Raw genomic sequence first — 17,472 nt, 5'->3', positions numbered from 1 at the left:
CAGGCAAAAATTTAAGTAAAATCTCATGATGAAAAAATATTTCGTTCTTTTTCTGATCTTTGGTTTTGGGTTGTTTTCTGCTCAGAAATTTAATCTCGACCTAAAAAGTATCGGGAAAAATCTTGAAAATAAAAAATCAAATTTCAATTATGACAAATTGATTTTTAAATACAAAGGTCTTCCGAAATCTTTAGACAGTCTGGAGGCTCAACATTTGTATTACGGCAGAAATTTTCAGAAAACGGTTTCTACTTCAAGCAATGAATTCAAAGGTCTTGCAGATGCCTTCAGAGATAAAGACGTTGATAAATCTATCAATCTCGGGAAAGAAATCTATGGAAAAGACCCAACAAATCTTGATGTTTTATTGATTTTGCTTCGCGGCTATGAGATTAAAAAAGACATCAACAATTTTTCTCATCACATGAATCAGCTCAGAAGTCTTACCGATGCCATGAAAAGCTCTGGCGACGGAAAATCTGAAAAAACAGCTTACGTTGTAAATTCTGTGGGCGACGAGTATATCCTTCTCAATATGCTCAACATCGGACAGGATTACACAAGAGGCTCTCAGGCAGCAGACGGCGCAATGTATGACGTTTGGCAGAAGGGGGACCAAAAACTATATATAAAAGTTCTGTACACAGGCTTTTAAACTTAAAATATTTTAATGGAATTATATTATTCATTTTCAGCACTTATCGTTTTAGCATCAATATTCGCTTACATCAATTACAGGTTTTTAAAACTTCCGAGCACCATCGGAATTATGGTTATTGCCATTGTGGTTTCTATCATTCTGGTTTTATTTGGTGAAAATTTTCTTCCAAAAACATTCGGTCATCTCAATGATCTGATGAACAGCATCGACTTTACAGAAGTTCTGATGGGAGCCATGCTGAATTTCCTTCTTTTTGCGGGAGGAATTCACATTAACATCAATGATTTAAAGGAACAGTTCCGGCCGGTTCTGATATTTTCCACCGCGGGAGTTATTATTTCAACTTTTATCGTCGGCTTCGGAATGTTTTATCTGTTGCCTTTGGTGGGTTTAAAAATACCGTTTATCTACTGCCTGGTTTTCGGAGCTTTGATTTCTCCGACTGATCCTGTAGCTGTTTTAAGTGTTTTAAAACAGGCGAATGTCTCGAAATCTTTAGAAACAAAAATTGCCGGAGAATCACTTTTCAATGACGGTATGGCAGTAGTCGTTTTCACAGTTGTTTTACAGTTAGCCGTAGGAAAAGAGGTTGATTTAGGTATTGAAAGTATCGGGATTTTGCTTCTTCATGAAGCTGGTGGAGGTTTGCTTTTGGGAGTTGTATTAGGTTGGATTACTTCCAGACTGATGCGTGAAGTGGATGATTATATCATTTCGGTTTTGGTAACGCTGGCCGTTGTAATGGGTGGCTATCTTGTTGCAAGACAGATGCACGTTTCAGGCCCTCTGACGATGGTGGCAGCGGGATTATTTATGGGTAATTTTAATGTTAAATTTAAAATGAAATCGGTCACTCAGGATTATTTAATTAAATTCTGGGAATTGATTGATGAAATTCTGAATGCGGTCTTATTCCTTTTCATCGGTTTTGAATTATTGATGATCAAAGATTTAAATCATTTCGTTATTCCCGGACTGATTGCGATTGTTGTGGTACTTGTTGCAAGATTTATTTCCATTTGGGGACCTACGAAATTCATGTCTTTCAGAACGAGATTCAGTCCGCAGACGATTAAAGTTCTTTTCTGGGGCGGAATTCGGGGTGGTGTTTCGATTGCTTTGGCGATGTCGATTCCGAAAGGCGAATATCATAACACTATTTTAAGTATCACCTACTGCGTTGTAGTATTCTCAATTATCGTTCAGGGACTTACGATTGCGAAAGTTGCCAACCCTAAACAGATTGCGAAAGAAGAGCAAGAACAGGAAACTACTGCTTTAGACTAAAAACCTTGACTGCAAATGATTGAAGATATTAAAAACGCACTTTCCGAACTTTCTATTCCCGAAAAAGCTGCTTTTTTTCCTAAATTTTTTAAAACCGGAAAGGGAGAATATGGTGAAGGCGATTTGTTTTTGGGCGTAAAAGTTCCGGATCAAAGAGCGGTGGCGAAAGAGTTTTATGCTAAAATTTCTTTACATGAAATTGCTGAACTTTTATCATCAGCCTATCACGAACATCGGTTGACGGCACTTTTTATGCTGATTTCTAAATTTGAAAAAACTAAAGATTCGTCTGTAAAAGATGAAATCGTTCAATTCTATCTGAATAATCTCAAGGGAATAAACAATTGGGATCTGGTAGACACGAGTTGCTATAAAATTTTAGGTCGCTATGCTTTTGAAAATCAAAAAGATGAGCTGCTCATTAAACTTTCTGAGTCTGAAGATATGTGGCACAAAAGAATTGCCGTTGTAGGTACGATGCATCACGTAAAAAAAGGTAATTTTGAGCTGACAAAAAAATTAGTCCTGAAAAACCTTTTGCACAGTCACGATCTGATGCACAAAGCAAACGGATGGCTTTTGCGGGAAATGGGAAATAAAAATGAAACGGAACTGATCAATTTTCTAAATTCGCATTACAAAAAAATGCCAAGAACCAGCCTTCGGTATGCGATTGAAAAGCTGGATGAAAGTGTAAGACAGGATTATTTAAAAGGCAATATTTAAATTGAAAACACTACAATCAATATGAAATTAAAATATTTTCTATTCCTCATTCCTTTGTTGGTAATGAGCAGTTGCTTTGATATTTTAGATAAAGTCAACATCAAAGCTGACGGAAGCGGAGATTACACTTTGATTCTGAACGCCAGCAAAAGCAAAACACGTATCGCTTCCCTTTCCAAAATGGAAACTGTTAACGGAAAAAAAGTTCCGAAAAGATCTGAAATTGAGTCTAAAATCAATCAGGCTGCACAGATTTTTAAAACCACTCCCGGAATTTCAAATGTGAAAACTTCGATGGATTTTGACAATTACATCATTAAACTCAGCTGCAGTTTCAAAAAAATTGAAAACATCAACGCCGGACTGGAAAATTTAAAGGTAAAAAACATCATCGGGAAAATGATTCCTACGAATATGTACAGCCAAAACCTTCAGAATAAAACGTTTACAAGAAATAAAATCAATACTTTTAAAGAAGATTACAACAAACTGAGCACGGCGGATAAAGAAGTTTTTGCAACGGCAAAATATGTTTCTGTAATGCAGTTTGAAAATACAGTCAAATCCCAAAGCAACAGTGTTTACCAGCTTTCGCCCAACAAAAAAGCTTTGAAACTTGACGGAAATATTCTTGATTTCATTCTTCAGAAAAAACAACTTCAAAACAACATCCAATTTCAATAACTAACGACTTCATGAAAAAATATTTATTAAAAACACAGAAAATTTTCTTCCTTCTCTTCGCTTTTGGATTCATTGGAGCCCAACAAAGCTCGAAGTTACCGAAAGATGCTCTGTTTTATATGGAAATCAACGGGAAACAGCTTAATAATAAAATCAATTGGGCTAAAGTAAATCCGTTTTTCAAAGAGCTTTCAAAAGATGATGATAAAAAGACTGCCTCATGGAATGACTTTTCAAAAACAGGAATAAAATACGATGCCACACAGTATCATTATGCTTCGGCGAATGATTCTATTTATGCGTACACGACCTATTTTACTTTAGACAATAATTTAAAATTTAAAGAGTTCATCAATTCTGTAAAGAAAAAAGGTCAGGAAGTAACCAAAAAGAACAATTACGAATTTGTAGACATCGACGACAATATTTTTGTAGCATGGAACGACAAAAAAGCGGTTCTGAAAATGATGAACTACAGCAAACCGTACGATTACGATGTTTATGCAGACAGTGCCGTGGCTTATGTAGACAGTACAGCAGTTGCAGTCGATAGTGTTGCAGTAGCCGCCGATTATGAAGAGGAGCCAGAAAAACCTTTTGATTATAAAGAAGAAATTCAGAATTTAAAGGATGAAATTATCTACATCAAACAAAATATAAAAGACAATAACGCTGAAATTTCAAGACTTCAGAAAGACATTAAATATCTTGAAAAACACAAAAAATATCCTGAAGAAAAAGCAGTTCAGGAAGCAATAAGAGATACAACTTATAGAGAAGGCAATGATGAAGAAGTTCCGCCACCACCTCCAGTTGGACCACGAAAATCCGGAGAGGAGGAAGACGAAACGGAGGAAATGGACGACTACGATTACGCAGCCGAAGCGGTTGCCGACTCTCTTTACATGAAAGAAATGGATTCAATTAATATTGAGACTTTTAAAATGGTAAAGAGGTTTGCTGAAGCAGATTTCGACAAATATTTCAGTTCAAATCTTGAGCTTGAAGTGGCTAAAGATATTTTGAGTTTCAGAGACAGCAATTCTGATGTGTTTATTCATACAGATTATGGTAAAATATTTGGGTTAAAATCTTACAGAAGCTTTTACAGAGAGTTTGATATTGAGAATCTTGTCGGGAAAATGTACAATTCAAATTCTTCATACAATCTTTATTTTGACGACGATAAGGTAAGGCTCGTCAACAATTATCAGCACAAAGACAGTAACATCAACAACAGTTTTGCAGCAGTCTACAAAGGGAAAAAGAATAAAAAACTGACGAATCTTATTAATGACAAAAGCATTGGATATTATGCTTTGAACCTCAATGGTTACAAATATTTTGACCTTATTTATACCTTATTCGAAAATACCGGCGACGGAAAATATCAGAAAGAAATCCAATTGATGATGGAAACTGTGAAAATCGTTCTGGATGAAGAAGCCATCTCAAAAATTGCTCCCGGAAACGGAATTTTTGTTTTGAACGAACTTAAATCTAAAAAAGTAGATTACACAGACTACGAATATGATGAGGATTATAACGAAAAAGAAGTCAAAAAAACCAAAGATGTGATGGTTCCGGATTTCACATTTGCATTCGCTACTGAAAACGAAAAATATTGGAACCGTATTTTTGATATGCTTATTTCTAATAAAGATACAAAGGAAAAATTTATCAAAGAAGGCGATTTCTACAGATTTAAAGAAGGCACAAATCAAGGCCCGATTGACCAACTTTATTTCACTGTAAAAGATGGAATCGTTTATCTGACGACTGCAAAGGAAAACATCAACCCGAAATCTCAGACTGAAATTTCTAAAAAATGGATGAAAGATTCTGAGAAATATGCCGTTTCAGGAAGATTCAATCTTCAGAAGTTACTCATTGGTCTTGACCAGGAATTTAAAGATTCTTCTGAAATTAAAATGCTGAATCTGATGAAGAAAAATGCCGGCGAATTTAATTATAAGAGTGAAGTAAAAGGCAACAGCATTCAGACTGAGATTGATTACAACATCAAAACTTCAGCAGAAAACAGCCTGATGTACTTCTTTAATCTGGCTGACGAAATCTATAAAATCACAGAATCTGAGAAGAAAAATCACACTTTATAAATGAGGAAATGGCTTCTTTTTCTGGTACCCATTATTGTACTTGTGGCGGTGTATTTTGGTCTTTATCATAAAAATAAAGAACTGAAATACATCCCGGAAGGTGCAGATGCTGTCGTTTTGATTGATGTGAAAAATGTAACACGAAAGTATTTAGCAGAAACACTTTCTCATCCATCAGTATGGTTTAAAGACGGAAAGAAAAAGAATAAAATTCCCTGGAAAGATTCCGGAATTAAAATCCCTGATTTTGTGCAGTTGTTTCATCTTAAAAACGAAGACTTGACAAGCTGGAACACTGTTTTAGAGATAAAAGACAAAGAAGAATTCTTATTATTTCTAAAAGACAAAGGATTTCAAAAGAAATCGGAAAATCTTTACAGCGACGGAAATTTTAGCTTAAAAATTAACGGAGAAATCTGCATTATCGGCACATCAGAAAAATCACTTTCAGAAATTGAAAAATCATTAAAACCAAACAAAAATCTTTTGAATGCTGATGATTTTACAGATAATGGAGTTGGAAGTTTAGCAATAATTGATGGTAAAATGATTGAAAAATACTCAATCAATCTTGAAAATAATTTTATTGAAATCTCCAATTTCCCGGATTCCAAATCTGCTGAAAATTTTCTTTCTGAAAGTTTAAAATCAACCAATTTCGCTTCGGCTCAGCTTGATCAGAAAAATATTAAAATCATTTCGAAACTTTTTAAAACTGATCTTTTTTCTCATCCGGAAATCAATTCAATCGAAACCAATGTAGATTTAAAACAAGTCACAGACACCATCATCAGTTATGATTACGACGACAATTTTAATGAGGTTGAAAAAATCAGCTATCAGAAAATCGTTCAGCCACAATATCTGATTCAGATTAAAACCAAGAATCCTGATGCTGTTTGGACTTCTTTTGAACAAAAGAAATTCATCAATACTCACAATCAGTTTACAGCAATACCTTTTCAGCCGAACAAAATTTCAAAAAACATCAATGGAATTTTAATTAATTCTATCTCTCATCCTGAAAATAAAAATAGCTCAAAAGAGAATTTCATCTTCATAAAAAATAATCCTTTGCTGCTTTCTTCATTTAAAAGTCTTTCTCCTAAATCCAGGAAAAAGGCAGGCGAGACAGAATCTGTTTTCTATTTAAACAAAGAAAATCAATATCTTCTGAGACTCAATTTTAAAAATGGTGAATTGCCATTAATTCTAAGATAATTTTAAAAACCTTTATCTGATGAATGCTGATGACCTCTCACTTATTAAAACTTTCACACACTATTTTCTACACCTGATTTTTCCGGCGTTTATCTCTTATCTATTCTTCAGAGAAAACTGGAAAAAGGCTTATTTAATAATGCTTGCAACGATGTTGGTAGACCTTGACCACCTTTTTGCAAATCCTGTTTTTGATCCTGACAGAATGAGCGTTGGTTTTCACTTCCTTCATTCTTATCCTGCGATTGCGGTGTATTTTTTGATGCTTTTTTTCAAAGGAAATATTCGGATTGTTGCTGTCGGTCTGCTTTTCCACATGTTGACCGATTATCAGGACTTTGTGTTGTGGCCACATTAAAATTCGATTAATATTCTCTTTTAACAATCACAATCCCATAGATTATTTGTATTTTAGAGACAGTTATGAAGCTAAAAGAATTTTTACACTATACTTACATTTTCCCTGTCCTGGCAGTAATTTATTACTTCCTTGGATTCATGGGAACCGGTGTTATATTTGATGTCATTGCCGGAATTTTGTTAACAGGAAGTGTGCTTTCTGCTGTGCATCATGCCGAAGTTGTGGCGCACAAAGTTGGCGAACCTTACGGAACCATCATTCTTGCGCTCTGTATTACAATTATAGAAGTCGCGTTGATTGTTTCACTGATGGTAGCAGGTGGCGAACAGGCCATTACGCTCGCCAGAGACACAGTTTTTGCAGCAGTGATGATTATTCTGAACGGAATTATCGGTATCTGCGTTTTGGTGGGTGGTGTAAAGTATTTCGAGCAGTATTTCGCAAGAACCTCTGCAACGACCTATTTAGTGAGTATTGTTTCTATTTTGGTGATCACTTTGGTTCTCCCGAATTTTACATCAAGCGTCAACGGACCTTATTATAACAATGCACAACTGATATTTGTTTCTATTGCGTGTCTCGTTATCTATGGTGTATTCCTAATGGTGCAGACTGTAAGACACAGAAGTTATTTTGTGCCGGCAGACGGTACTGCTGAAGAGTATTTTATTCCGAATAAAGCACAGGCCATTATCAGTTTTGTATTTTTGGTCATCTGCCTGGTAATCGTTGTTTTGCTGGCAAAAGGTCTGTCTAAAACCATTGAAGATCTGGTACAGAGTATGGGAGCGCCGAAGTCTCTGGTAGGAGTAATCATTGCAGCTGTAGTTCTCCTTCCCGAAGGACTTGCGGCGATTCGGGCAGCGAAAAATAATCAGATACAATCTAGTTTAAATTTAGCGTTGGGATCGGCTTTGGCGAGTATCGGTTTGAGTATTCCTGCGATTTCTGCGGTGAGTATTATGTATGACATTCCGCTTGTTTTAGGTTTGGATAAGAAAGATATTATTTTACTTACGCTATCCGTATTTATCGTGATGTTATCCCTGAGCAGAGGAAAAACGAATGTGCTCTACGGAACGGTGTTGCTGGTGAATCTGGCAGCGTATATTTTTACTGTTATTGTACCTTAATCACTAATTCTAAAAATTCATCCGCATGAATTTACGAAACTCGCATCCCGTATCTCAAAACTCTTAAAGTTTTCTTGCCATTTCCATTTTGTAAGCCATCAGTTTGGCTATATTTTCCGACTTTGTAATCGCCATATCTGCATTTTCTCCACTGAAATTTTCTTCTATGGTTTGCTTCCAAAGTTTTAACCATTGTTCGAAATGATGTTTTTCCATGGCTTCCAGTTGATTGATTGGAAAATGTACAGCCATCGGATTTCCTTTGTAAGTCATTTGTCCAAACAAAATGCTTTCCCAGAATGAGTACATTTTCGGTAAATGTTTTTCAAAATCAACCTTCACAATGTCTTTGAAGAAAAAGCCAATTGCGTTGTCCTTAACCACCTTTTCGTAGAAAGAATTAACTAACATTTCGATATCTTCGCGGGTTTCTAAACTTTTCATCAGATAAAAATTTAACAATCAAATTTAGTTTAATTCTAAATCTTAATGGAGAGCTTCTGATTGATAAAATTCATAAAAACAATATTTTATCTTTGCAGAATACTTGAACTTTTAAGCTAAAAAAGAAACACAACTGATCTGATTAAAATGTCAAAAGGTTTTAAAAAAAGGATTCGACAAAAACACACCGAAAACAGTGGCTTCGGAAGTCGTGCATCGGGAAGGTTTATTAATAAAGATGGGCTTCCAAATGTAAAAAGAAGAGGAGTAAATGTCTTTAACAGGCTCAGTTGGTATCATACCATGCTGAATTTATCGTCATTCCGTTTTATCACTTATCTGGTTGTGATGTATATTCTCATCAACCTTGTTTTTGCATCTATTTATTATTTAATCGGTGTAGAGCATCTTACAGGAATTGATAAAAGTGATCCACTCAATGAATTTATTGACGTGTTCTTCTTCAGTTCGCAAACCTTTACAACTGTTGGCTACGGAAGAATTGCACCTGTAGGATTTATGGCAAGCTTGGTCGCTACTTTTGAGGCGTTTTTAGGATTACTTACCTTTGCCATTGCAACAGGTTTGTTTTATGGAAGATTTTCAAGACCCAGAGCTTATCTTAGATTTTCGGATATTGCTGTAATTGCTCCTTTTCAGGATGTTACAGCACTGATGTTTAGGTTGGCTCCCTTTAAAAATAATGCTTTGACTGATGCAGATGTTACACTCTCTACAGCCATTGAGGTGAATGAAGGAGGAACTGCTAAAAGTAATTTTTACCGTTTGGAAACTCAATTAAGTAAAATCAATACACTTTCTTTAAACTGGACGGTTGTTCATAAAATTGATGAAAATTCTCCTTTTTATGGATTTTCTGCTGCTGATTTTAAGAATACGAATATTGAGATTATTGTTCACGTAAGAGCATTTGATGAAGTGTTTTCGAATACGGTTGTTCAAAGGTCGTCTTATGTATCGGAAGAGATTATTTATGGAGCAAAATTCACCGCAATGTATTATCCTGATAGAGAGAATGATTCTACAATTCTGGATCTTGATAAAATTAATGAATACCAAAAAGCAGAACTTCCTGTTCTTGACATAGAGAGACTATAATGAATTTAGAATCATATAAAAAACAAGCTTTACAGAAACAAAAAGAACATAAAAAGTTTTTGGATGGTTTAAAAAAGAAGACGCCCAAAAATCTCGATTATGTTGTGCAGGAAACGCATGAAGAAGTCTTCGAGAAAGTTGACTGCCTTCAATGTGCCAATTGCTGCAAAACGACTGGACCTCTTTATACCGAAAAAGATATTGAAAGAATCTCAAAGCATCTACGAATGAAACAGGCTGATTTCGAAGCGAAATTTTTGCGTGTAGATGAAGACAATGACAAAGTGCTGCAGAATCTTCCGTGTTTTTTTTTGAACCAAGATAACACTTGCTCAATATACGACGTCCGTCCAAAAGCTTGCAGAGAATATCCTCATACCGACCGGAAAAAGATTTATCAGATCAATGATTTGATGATTAAAAATACAGTGATATGTCCGGCAGCGTTTGAGTTTGTGGAAAAGATGATGACAAATCTGGGTAAGTAAATACTAAAGTGATTTTTCGGGAGTTATTACAAAAATACCTATGAGAACATTACTGATTCCCCTATTGATTTTCACATTTCTTTTTAGCTGTAAAACAAAAACAACTGCACCTGTTGCCGATGAAAAAAATCAGAAGAGAGAATTTAAACGCAATTCTTCATTTATTTTGGAAACTGAGAAAGATCTTGATATCACTGATAAAAATTACATCATTTACATCAAGACGAATTTTGGAAGCAGGCTTATCAATTTAGATTGTAACAGTGATGAACTGCAAGAAAAATATGTTTTATTTAAAAAGGATGAGAGGTCCTACATTCAGAAAGTTGCCGGTGTCGCAGTTTATTATCCTACACAACTCAGATCAAATGACATGATCAATTCATACATCAGCTCATTTTCCGAATTAAAGAATTAAAGAATGAAAGAGTTAAAGATTTTAGAACAGTGCAAAAATATCAGATCATTAGCTTTCATAGCATTCTCAAAAAGTACATTTTCGCAGTTGAGCAAAACCATCCTCTTATTATCTCGTTCCCTGAATATGATCTTAAAAAGGAAGAAGGTGATGAGAAAAACGCAAACTACGAATACAATAAAAACTTAAAACTTTTCAAAATTGACAGTTTGCTGAATTCTGAGATTGACGAACTCAACAAACAGAATGCTTTTAAATTCAGAAAATGCCAGAAGGATTGATATCAATCTTCACACGCCTGGCAATCTGAATCTAAAAAATATGGTGTTGGATGATGGATGCAAGGGTGTAAGGGTGATGGAAGATAAGATAGCAATCCTACGGACTGCGCCTATTCTCCGACCTCTATTCTTTCTACACAGATACGGCTCCTACGGAGCCGCCCCAATTTATTTCAACTGATTTATTTCAGATATCTTAAACTTAGCCATTCGTTCAATCAAATCCAAAGGCAAATCTTTATCTAAAGGAAACTGAACTGCACCTTTCGAAAATTTATAATTTCTCTCCACAAAATCTTTTTCAAAAAATTTAATGCCGTCTGAGGCAGGATAAAATCCAATGTGCTTTTTGTAAGCCGCAAAGTAAACCAAAGGCTTTTTCTTATATCTGAACGCAGGCATCTGATAACCGATATACTCCTCCAAATCAGAAGTTTGTGCGTGAATGGTTTTTCTCAACAACTCAAGCTTCACTTGAACTTCTTCGGGAAAGAGAAGAAAATATTCCTCAAAATTGGTAAATGCGTTTTTCATAGATTCATTTGTAGTGTAAATTTAAAAAACTTTTATTAAAGCTAAAAGCCATCTGCCAGAAGCCAAATAAAAAAAGCATTGAACTGGACATTCAATGCTTTCACTTTCACTATTACTTTTTTCCCATTTGTAGTCCCGGGACAGGCTTTATGAAAAAAGGCCGGGAAAACTTCCCGACCTTTATATTTTTATACTACACCTTGAGCCAACATTGCTTCAGCTACTTTTACGAAGCCGGCGATGTTTGCACCTTTTACATAGTTTACATATCCGTCTTCCTCTTTACCGTAGTCTCTACAAGCTTTGTGGATTCCGATCATGATTTCTTTCAATCTTGCGTCAACTTCCTCAGAAGTCCAGTTCAATCTGATTGAGTTCTGAGTCATTTCTAAACCTGAAGTGGCTACACCACCTGCGTTTGATGCTTTCCCAGGAGAGAACAATACTTTGTTTTCAAGGAAATAATTGATTGCTTCTAATGTAGAAGGCATGTTTGCCGCTTCAGTCACGCAAAGACAACCATTTTCAACCAAAAGTTTGGCATCTTCAAAATCCAGCTCATTCTGAGTTGCAGAAGGAATTGCTACATCACACTTCACTTCCCAAGGACGTTTCCCAGCATGGAAAACCGCTGATGGATATTGTTTAACATAATCCTCGGCTCTGTTGTTTCCAGAAGCTCTCAATTCAAGAAGGAAATCGATTTTTTCTCCGTCGATACCATCTTTATCATACACATAACCGTCAGGGCCAGAAAGCGTAACCACTTTTCCGCCAAGCTCATGTACTTTTTTGATAACTCCCCAAGCCACATTACCGAAACCTGAAACAGAAACTATTTTATCTTTAAATGTTTGTCCGATTGTTTTCAGCATCTGCTCTGCGAAGTACACAACACCATATCCTGTAGCTTCAGGACGGATCAATGAACCTCCGTAAGCAAGACCTTTACCAGTAAGAACACCTGTGAATTCATTTCTTACTTTCTTGTACTGACCGAATAAGTATCCGATTTCTCTTGCTCCTACACCGATATCTCCCGCAGGAACGTCAGTTTCAGGGCCAATATGCTTGCATAATTCTGTCATGAAAGCCTGGCAGAAACGCATTACTTCCATATCAGTTTTACCTTGAGGATCAAAGTCTGAACCACCTTTACCACCTCCCATTGGAAGAGTTGTCAAAGAGTTTTTAAATACCTGCTCGAATGCTAAGAATTTAAGTACAGAAAGGTTTACAGTTGGATGGAAACGGATTCCTCCTTTGTATGGTCCAATCGCAGAGTTCATCTGAATTCTGAAACCTCTGTTTACCTGAATTTCTCCTTTGTCATCAACCCATGGAACTCTGAAAATAATAATTCTCTCAGCTTCAGCCATTCTCTCAAGAAGCTTCATGCCTGTATATTCTTTTTTGGTCAAGATAAATGGAATTACTGTGATAGCAACTTCTTTTACTGCTTGTAAAAATTCCGGTTCGTTTGGATTTTTCGCTTCAATTTTGGCGATAAATTCCTGAACTTTCTGGTCAATATTATATTGTTCCATATTAGGTAGGGTTGAATATTATGTCAACAAATTTAATTTTTTTTTCAAGATTCACAATAGCTTATTTAATATTTGCTGATAATTCAATAATAATGATTGGTAATATTATTAAACTGATAATATCAATCTAAATTTTATTAAAAATTAAATGTTATATCTGAAATAATGAAATATTAAGAAATCGTTAATTCTTAAATTGCCAGAAATTGTCTCCCCGAAAACGATTTTACTTTTCCTAAAAGCTCAAGTTCCAGTATTATGGGCAATAATTTATGAGAAGGCAAGGCAATTTTCTCTGCTAAATCGTCTAAAGTGACATGTGGGTTCGCTACAATGCTCGAGTAGATTAATTCTTGACTTTCAGACATTTGAATTGTAACTTTACTGTGTGGAAACAGTTCCTCCATGATGTCTTTAGAATCATTAAAACCGAGCAAATCCAGCAAATCTTTGACCGTCGAAATTGAAGTTGCTTTATTCTGAAAAATAAGGTGATTACAACCCTGACTGTATCTGTCTGAAATTCTGCCAGGAAGTGCAAAAACATCTCTGTTGTAAGTATTTGCAAAAGTTGCGGTGCTTATAGAACCACCACCAAAAGCTGTTTCTACAACGATTGTAGCAGGAGAAATTCCGGCAATAATGCGGTTTCTCTGAATAAAATTTTCCCGATCCGGTTTTCTTGAAGAGTTAAATTCTGTAAGCAATCCACCGTCCTGTTCCAGAATCTTGTCTGAAAGTTTCTTATTTTTTGAAGGATAAAAGGTGTGAAAGCCATGAGCAAGAACGCCAATTGTAGAAATCTGATGATTCAGAGACTGCTCATGCACTTCTTTATCAACACCCAAAGCCAAGCCACTTACCGAAATGAAATGGTGAGATTTTGTTTCTTCAAAAAAGTCTTCTATGAATTTTTTGCCGTAAGAGGTAATGTTTCTGGTACCGACAAGACTTACGGTTTTGAGTTTCGTGTCAAAATTTCCTTTCTGATAGAGAATTGCGGGAGCATCGTCACATTCATTCAACAAAAACGGAAGTTCGTTCTGATGTCTGAGATTTATTTTAATTAAATTTTTCTCACAAAACGAAATTTCTTTTTCGGCAAATTTTAAATGTTGAGAGTTTCCGATATCCGAAACGGTTTTCAGACCAATGCCATCGGTTTTGCTTAGCTCTTTTTTTGAGTATTTCCAGACATTTTCTGCAGTTCCGAAGCGGCGAACCAGTTTTAGAAAGTTGATATCTCCTATAAAATTGCACTCACGCAGCGCAATAGAATACAGTTGCTCTTCTGTGTACATTTGTGTTTTATTTTTATCAAATGTAATAAATTATGATTTATTTTTTCTTAAATCTTCCAAGTAATCCCAAATATCTTCTCTTTTCTGATAAGGTAGTTCCAGAAAGTCGTCGGGATGGTTTTCCTTATATTCCTGCCAAAGTTTATCATCCTTTTCGCTGTAATAATTCGGAAATTCCCAAATAAATTTTTTCTTTTTCTCGCCAGATTTTTTAAAAGAATACGCCAGAACACTTCCTACAATTGCACCGGCGGAGTGTGCCTGCCACGAGATTTTACTTGGCTCAAGCATTTCGCTGAACATTTCTTCCGGAAACATTCCCCAAATCAAACTTCCATAATACAAAACAACAAGTAATGAGATGGTAAGCAATTTCATATTCCATCTGAAAACTCCGCTAAAAAACAGGAAAAATGCAAGAACATATACTACTCCACTCGCACCGATGGTACAGGTGTAGGCATATTCACCTGTCAGAATATCAATCGGAGGAAGCACCCAAACCAAAAATCCTGCTAACAGCCAACCAATCACAAAAACTTTATTGGCAACTTCCGGATAAAACTGATACAAAAGAAACATTAAAATCGCAATCGGAATGGAGTTGCTTACAATATGATCAATACTCCCGTGAAGAAGGGGCGCGGTTATAATTCCCAAAAGCCCTTCTGGCAACAGCGGAATAATTGCACCGAAGCAGTTGTCAAAAAAGCCGTTCATCTGCAGCAAATAACCAAACCACATTGCAGCCAGCATCAAAAGCGGATAAAGCAGTGCCTTTTTTGAAATTATATTTGTAATCATACTTCTTAGCTCACAAAACGAAAGCCAAGCATAAATTTCGGAAATTTTGGCTTTTATTTTAAATTTTTAAATATAAATAAGACAGAAAGTTATGAATTATCAAAACGTTTGAAGTTATGTATTAATGATTTTGAAAAATTTAAATTTATCTCTAAAGTATTCTGCAATAGTCTGCCACAGCGGTAAATTTATATATTCTTATTTTTGCACCGAACAAATTATTAGTTACGAATATGAGAAAGATTTTTCTACTATTTTTGATTTATACGGGGTTCCAGATGAGTGCCCAGGTGATTATCAGCGATTCTGCAGCAGTTGACACAATAAAAAAACCAAGATATTGGTCTATTACAGGGCAAAATGCAGTAATGTTTAATCAGGCAGCATTCTCCAACTGGGTAGGTGGTGGAGCCAATAATGTGGGTTGGCTTGCAAGTGTAAACGAAAATTTCACTTACGAAAAAGGCAGAAATCTTTGGGAGAACGTCATTATATTAAATTACGGACAAAATACTACGCAAGGCTTAGGTACAAGAAAAACTCAGGATGTCATTAATATTTCATCTAATTATGGTCGTCAGTTTTCTAAAAGCTGGTATGTTTCTGCAGGAGCGAGCGTTCAAAGTCAGTTTTCACCAGGATATGAGGATGGAAATAATCCTTCAGCAAAGAAAATCTCTGCATTTATGGCTCCGGGATATGTGAACGCAGGTTTGGGTATCACGTATAGACCCAATGACAATCTTACAGTAACAATGAGACCTGCTAACGCCAGATTCACTTTTGTTTTAGATAAAGAATTGCAGCTTGCCGGAACTTACGGTTTAAAAGCCGATGGCGACAGTTTCCTGATGCAGTTTGGTTTCTACGGAAATGCAATTTACAAGGTAAAACTTATGGAAAATATTGAAATGATCAATACCGGAAATATTTTCTCAAATTATCTTGAAAACCCGGATCACATGGTTCTTTCTTACAACATGCTTTTAAAGATGAAAATCAACAAGCATATTTCTTCCAATATCACTTTAGATTTGCTATATAATCATAATCAAATTCAAAAAACGCAGCTGAAACAGACTTTAGGAGTGGGTTTTGCCTACAATATTGATAACGGCGTAAAAAGATCTGACAGAAAAGATAATCAGTTTTGGATTAAGAAATAGATTAAATAATATAGTACAGAAAGTAATTCAGATTTGGATTACTTTTTTTATATTCAAAATTGTGATTTTTGTAATTTTACTAATTCTTATTTACGATTAATTATATTTTTAATACCTTTAGATAAACATAAATGACATCTATTTGTACAAATAGTGTTTGATTTTTCAATGAATAACAAACCATTTTAAAATAAATTAATCATGAGAAAAATTTTATTACCACTTTCCATTTTTGTGGGAATCTTTGCTTCTGCTCAAGAGATAGAACCCGCCGTTGTTGACACAGTAAAAGCATGGTCAATTCAGGCTCAAAACACTTTAATGCTCAATCAGGCTGCCTTTTCAAACTGGGTTGGTGGTGGAGCCAATAATGTGGGTTGGCTTGCTGGAGCAAATTATAATCTTACTTACGAAAAAGGGAAATATCTTTGGGAAAACATTATTGTTTTAGGTTACGGACAAAATAATACACAAGGAATCGGAACCAGAAAAACCCAGGATGTAATCAATCTTTCTACCAATTTCGGAAAAGAGTTTGTGAAAAACTGGTATCTTTCAGCAGGAGCTAGTTTGCAATCTCAATTTGATGCTGGTTACGAAGATGGAAATAATCCTGCAGCCGCAAAAATATCCAATTTTATGGCTCCGGGTTATGTGAATGCCGGTGTAGGTGTAACGTATCGTCCGAATGATAATTTTACGATGACTTTAAGACCTGCGAATGCAAGAATGACTTTTGTTCTTGATAAAGATTTACAAAAAACAGGAACTTATGGTTTGAAAAATGATGGAGATTCTATGTTATTCCAGTTTGGTTTCCTGGGAACAGCAATTTATAAAGTGAAATTGATGGAAAATATTAATCTGATTAATACAGGTTCGGTATTTTCAAATTACCTCGATCATCCGGAAAGACTGGTACTTTCTTATGGAGCTGTTTTGAATATGAAAATCAACAGATTTATTTCTACGAATGTAACTGTTGATGTAATGTATGACCATAATCAAATTCAAAAAACACAGCTGAAACAAACTCTTGGAGTTGGTTTTGCGTATAATATTGATAATGGTGTGAAACGTTCTGAGAAAAAAGAAAATCAGTCCTGGCTAAAGAAATAATTAAATTTCTATAAAAGTAAAAAAGCACTTCGATTGAAGTGCTTTTGTGTATATGCAG

General features: G+C 35.4%; 19 protein-coding genes. 14 read left to right on the top strand and 5 right to left on the bottom strand.

The window, feature by feature from the left end; genetic code table 11:
- The first annotated feature begins 28 nt into the window (after positions 1-28).
- The 8 genes from AC2A1G_RS08435 to AC2A1G_RS08400 all read left to right on the top strand — a co-directional run bounded on the left by AC2A1G_RS08435 (position 29) and on the right by AC2A1G_RS08400 (position 8,193).
- Entirely contained in the window at positions 29-655 is a 627-nt protein-coding gene (locus AC2A1G_RS08435; RefSeq protein WP_484046475.1) for a DUF4919 domain-containing protein, read from the top strand.
- A 15-nt stretch (positions 656-670) separates the two neighbouring features.
- The gene (locus AC2A1G_RS08430) at positions 671-1,948 is read left to right on the top strand and encodes a cation:proton antiporter (protein WP_484046474.1); all 1,278 of its coding nucleotides are present in this window, start codon (positions 671-673) and stop codon (positions 1,946-1,948) included.
- Between the two features lie 15 nt (positions 1,949-1,963).
- Positions 1,964-2,674 (top strand): DNA alkylation repair protein, encoded by a 711-nt coding sequence (locus AC2A1G_RS08425; protein WP_484046473.1) that lies wholly within the window; start codon positions 1,964-1,966, stop codon positions 2,672-2,674.
- Between the two features lie 21 nt (positions 2,675-2,695).
- Entirely contained in the window at positions 2,696-3,358 is a 663-nt protein-coding gene (locus tag AC2A1G_RS08420; RefSeq protein WP_484046472.1) for a hypothetical protein, read from the top strand.
- 11 nt (positions 3,359-3,369) lie between these two features.
- Positions 3,370-5,478, top strand: coding sequence for a hypothetical protein (locus AC2A1G_RS08415; protein ID WP_484046471.1), 2,109 nt, complete (start codon positions 3,370-3,372; stop codon positions 5,476-5,478).
- The gene (locus AC2A1G_RS08410) at positions 5,479-6,699 is read left to right on the top strand and encodes a hypothetical protein (protein ID WP_484046470.1); all 1,221 of its coding nucleotides are present in this window, start codon (positions 5,479-5,481) and stop codon (positions 6,697-6,699) included. It begins immediately after the preceding gene.
- A gap of 19 nt (positions 6,700-6,718) precedes the next feature.
- Positions 6,719-7,057, top strand: coding sequence for a DUF6122 family protein (locus tag AC2A1G_RS08405; protein ID WP_484046469.1), 339 nt, complete (start codon positions 6,719-6,721; stop codon positions 7,055-7,057).
- A gap of 65 nt (positions 7,058-7,122) precedes the next feature.
- Positions 7,123-8,193 carry a calcium:cation antiporter gene (locus tag AC2A1G_RS08400; RefSeq protein ID WP_484046468.1) on the top strand — a complete coding sequence of 357 codons (1,071 nt, stop codon included), beginning with the start codon at positions 7,123-7,125 and terminating at the stop codon, positions 8,191-8,193.
- A gap of 63 nt (positions 8,194-8,256) precedes the next feature.
- On the opposite strand, the gene AC2A1G_RS08395 is transcribed toward AC2A1G_RS08400, so the two are convergent.
- Positions 8,257-8,637 (bottom strand): group III truncated hemoglobin, encoded by a 381-nt coding sequence (locus tag AC2A1G_RS08395; RefSeq protein WP_484046467.1) that lies wholly within the window; start codon positions 8,635-8,637, stop codon positions 8,257-8,259.
- Positions 8,638-8,784: 147 nt separating this feature from the next.
- Here AC2A1G_RS08395 and AC2A1G_RS08390 point away from each other — a divergent pair, with 147 nt between their 5' ends.
- From AC2A1G_RS08390 to AC2A1G_RS08375, 4 genes are read left to right on the top strand one after another with little or no spacing between them, the layout of a single operon-like run.
- The gene (locus AC2A1G_RS08390; protein ID WP_484046466.1) at positions 8,785-9,756 is read left to right on the top strand and encodes an ion channel; all 972 of its coding nucleotides are present in this window, start codon (positions 8,785-8,787) and stop codon (positions 9,754-9,756) included.
- Positions 9,756-10,244, top strand: coding sequence for a YkgJ family cysteine cluster protein (locus tag AC2A1G_RS08385; protein WP_484046465.1), 489 nt, complete (start codon positions 9,756-9,758; stop codon positions 10,242-10,244). Before AC2A1G_RS08390 ends, AC2A1G_RS08385 begins: the two co-directional genes overlap by 1 nt.
- A 40-nt stretch (positions 10,245-10,284) precedes the next feature.
- Positions 10,285-10,662 (top strand): hypothetical protein, encoded by a 378-nt coding sequence (locus AC2A1G_RS08380; RefSeq protein WP_484046464.1) that lies wholly within the window; start codon positions 10,285-10,287, stop codon positions 10,660-10,662.
- 29 nt (positions 10,663-10,691) lie between these two features.
- Positions 10,692-10,943, top strand: a complete 252-nt coding sequence (locus tag AC2A1G_RS08375; RefSeq protein WP_484046463.1) for a hypothetical protein — start codon at positions 10,692-10,694, stop codon at positions 10,941-10,943.
- A gap of 168 nt (positions 10,944-11,111) precedes the next feature.
- On the opposite strand, the gene AC2A1G_RS08370 is transcribed toward AC2A1G_RS08375, so the two are convergent.
- From AC2A1G_RS08370 to AC2A1G_RS08355, 4 genes are all read right to left on the bottom strand, one after another.
- Positions 11,112-11,477, bottom strand: a complete 366-nt coding sequence (locus tag AC2A1G_RS08370) for an iron chaperone (RefSeq protein ID WP_484046462.1) — start codon at positions 11,475-11,477, stop codon at positions 11,112-11,114.
- Between the two features lie 188 nt (positions 11,478-11,665).
- A complete protein-coding gene (gene gdhA, locus AC2A1G_RS08365; RefSeq protein ID WP_484046461.1) occupies positions 11,666-13,024 on the bottom strand; it encodes an NADP-specific glutamate dehydrogenase in 1,359 nt (452 codons plus the stop codon).
- A 191-nt stretch (positions 13,025-13,215) separates the two neighbouring features.
- Positions 13,216-14,325 carry a DNA-processing protein DprA gene (gene dprA / locus AC2A1G_RS08360; protein ID WP_484046460.1) on the bottom strand — a complete coding sequence of 370 codons (1,110 nt, stop codon included), beginning with the start codon at positions 14,323-14,325 and terminating at the stop codon, positions 13,216-13,218.
- A gap of 30 nt (positions 14,326-14,355) precedes the next feature.
- Positions 14,356-15,129, bottom strand: coding sequence for a rhomboid family intramembrane serine protease (locus AC2A1G_RS08355; RefSeq protein WP_484046459.1), 774 nt, complete (start codon positions 15,127-15,129; stop codon positions 14,356-14,358).
- A gap of 233 nt (positions 15,130-15,362) precedes the next feature.
- Here AC2A1G_RS08355 and AC2A1G_RS08350 point away from each other — a divergent pair, with 233 nt between their 5' ends.
- Together AC2A1G_RS08350 and AC2A1G_RS08345 are read left to right on the top strand one after the other, a co-directional pair.
- Positions 15,363-16,295, top strand: coding sequence for a DUF3078 domain-containing protein (locus AC2A1G_RS08350; protein ID WP_484046458.1), 933 nt, complete (start codon positions 15,363-15,365; stop codon positions 16,293-16,295).
- A gap of 201 nt (positions 16,296-16,496) precedes the next feature.
- A complete protein-coding gene (locus AC2A1G_RS08345; protein ID WP_484046457.1) occupies positions 16,497-17,414 on the top strand; it encodes a DUF3078 domain-containing protein in 918 nt (305 codons plus the stop codon).
- The last annotated feature ends 58 nt before the right edge of the window (positions 17,415-17,472 follow it).

This window comes from Chryseobacterium sp. HNCC26DJ240 (genome assembly GCF_057180485.1).
The sequence above is the reverse complement of the archived record's forward strand: the minus strand, read 5'-3'. Positions and strand labels throughout refer to the sequence as shown.

What these genes read in the sequence shown, in the direction of transcription:
- AC2A1G_RS08435 (WP_484046475.1), top strand. Translation starts at nt 29, where the DNA reads ATGAAAAAATATTTCGTTCTTTTTCTGATCTTTGGTTTTGGGTTGTTT.
- AC2A1G_RS08430 (WP_484046474.1), top strand. Translation starts at nt 671, where the DNA reads ATGGAATTATATTATTCATTTTCAGCACTTATCGTTTTAGCATCAATA.
- AC2A1G_RS08425 (WP_484046473.1), top strand. Translation starts at nt 1,964, where the DNA reads ATGATTGAAGATATTAAAAACGCACTTTCCGAACTTTCTATTCCCGAA.
- AC2A1G_RS08420 (WP_484046472.1), top strand. Translation starts at nt 2,696, where the DNA reads ATGAAATTAAAATATTTTCTATTCCTCATTCCTTTGTTGGTAATGAGC.
- AC2A1G_RS08415 (WP_484046471.1), top strand. Translation starts at nt 3,370, where the DNA reads ATGAAAAAATATTTATTAAAAACACAGAAAATTTTCTTCCTTCTCTTC.
- AC2A1G_RS08410 (WP_484046470.1), top strand. Translation starts at nt 5,479, where the DNA reads ATGAGGAAATGGCTTCTTTTTCTGGTACCCATTATTGTACTTGTGGCG.
- AC2A1G_RS08405 (WP_484046469.1), top strand. Translation starts at nt 6,719, where the DNA reads ATGAATGCTGATGACCTCTCACTTATTAAAACTTTCACACACTATTTT.
- AC2A1G_RS08400 (WP_484046468.1), top strand. Translation starts at nt 7,123, where the DNA reads ATGAAGCTAAAAGAATTTTTACACTATACTTACATTTTCCCTGTCCTG.
- AC2A1G_RS08395 (WP_484046467.1), bottom strand. Translation starts at nt 8,637, where the DNA reads ATGAAAAGTTTAGAAACCCGCGAAGATATCGAAATGTTAGTTAATTCT.
- AC2A1G_RS08390 (WP_484046466.1), top strand. Translation starts at nt 8,785, where the DNA reads ATGTCAAAAGGTTTTAAAAAAAGGATTCGACAAAAACACACCGAAAAC.
- AC2A1G_RS08385 (WP_484046465.1), top strand. Translation starts at nt 9,756, where the DNA reads ATGAATTTAGAATCATATAAAAAACAAGCTTTACAGAAACAAAAAGAA.
- AC2A1G_RS08380 (WP_484046464.1), top strand. Translation starts at nt 10,285, where the DNA reads ATGAGAACATTACTGATTCCCCTATTGATTTTCACATTTCTTTTTAGC.
- AC2A1G_RS08370 (WP_484046462.1), bottom strand. Translation starts at nt 11,477, where the DNA reads ATGAAAAACGCATTTACCAATTTTGAGGAATATTTTCTTCTCTTTCCC.
- gdhA (WP_484046461.1), bottom strand. Translation starts at nt 13,024, where the DNA reads ATGGAACAATATAATATTGACCAGAAAGTTCAGGAATTTATCGCCAAA.
- dprA (WP_484046460.1), bottom strand. Translation starts at nt 14,325, where the DNA reads ATGTACACAGAAGAGCAACTGTATTCTATTGCGCTGCGTGAGTGCAAT.
- AC2A1G_RS08355 (WP_484046459.1), bottom strand. Translation starts at nt 15,129, where the DNA reads ATGATTACAAATATAATTTCAAAAAAGGCACTGCTTTATCCGCTTTTG.
- AC2A1G_RS08350 (WP_484046458.1), top strand. Translation starts at nt 15,363, where the DNA reads ATGAGAAAGATTTTTCTACTATTTTTGATTTATACGGGGTTCCAGATG.
- AC2A1G_RS08345 (WP_484046457.1), top strand. Translation starts at nt 16,497, where the DNA reads ATGAGAAAAATTTTATTACCACTTTCCATTTTTGTGGGAATCTTTGCT.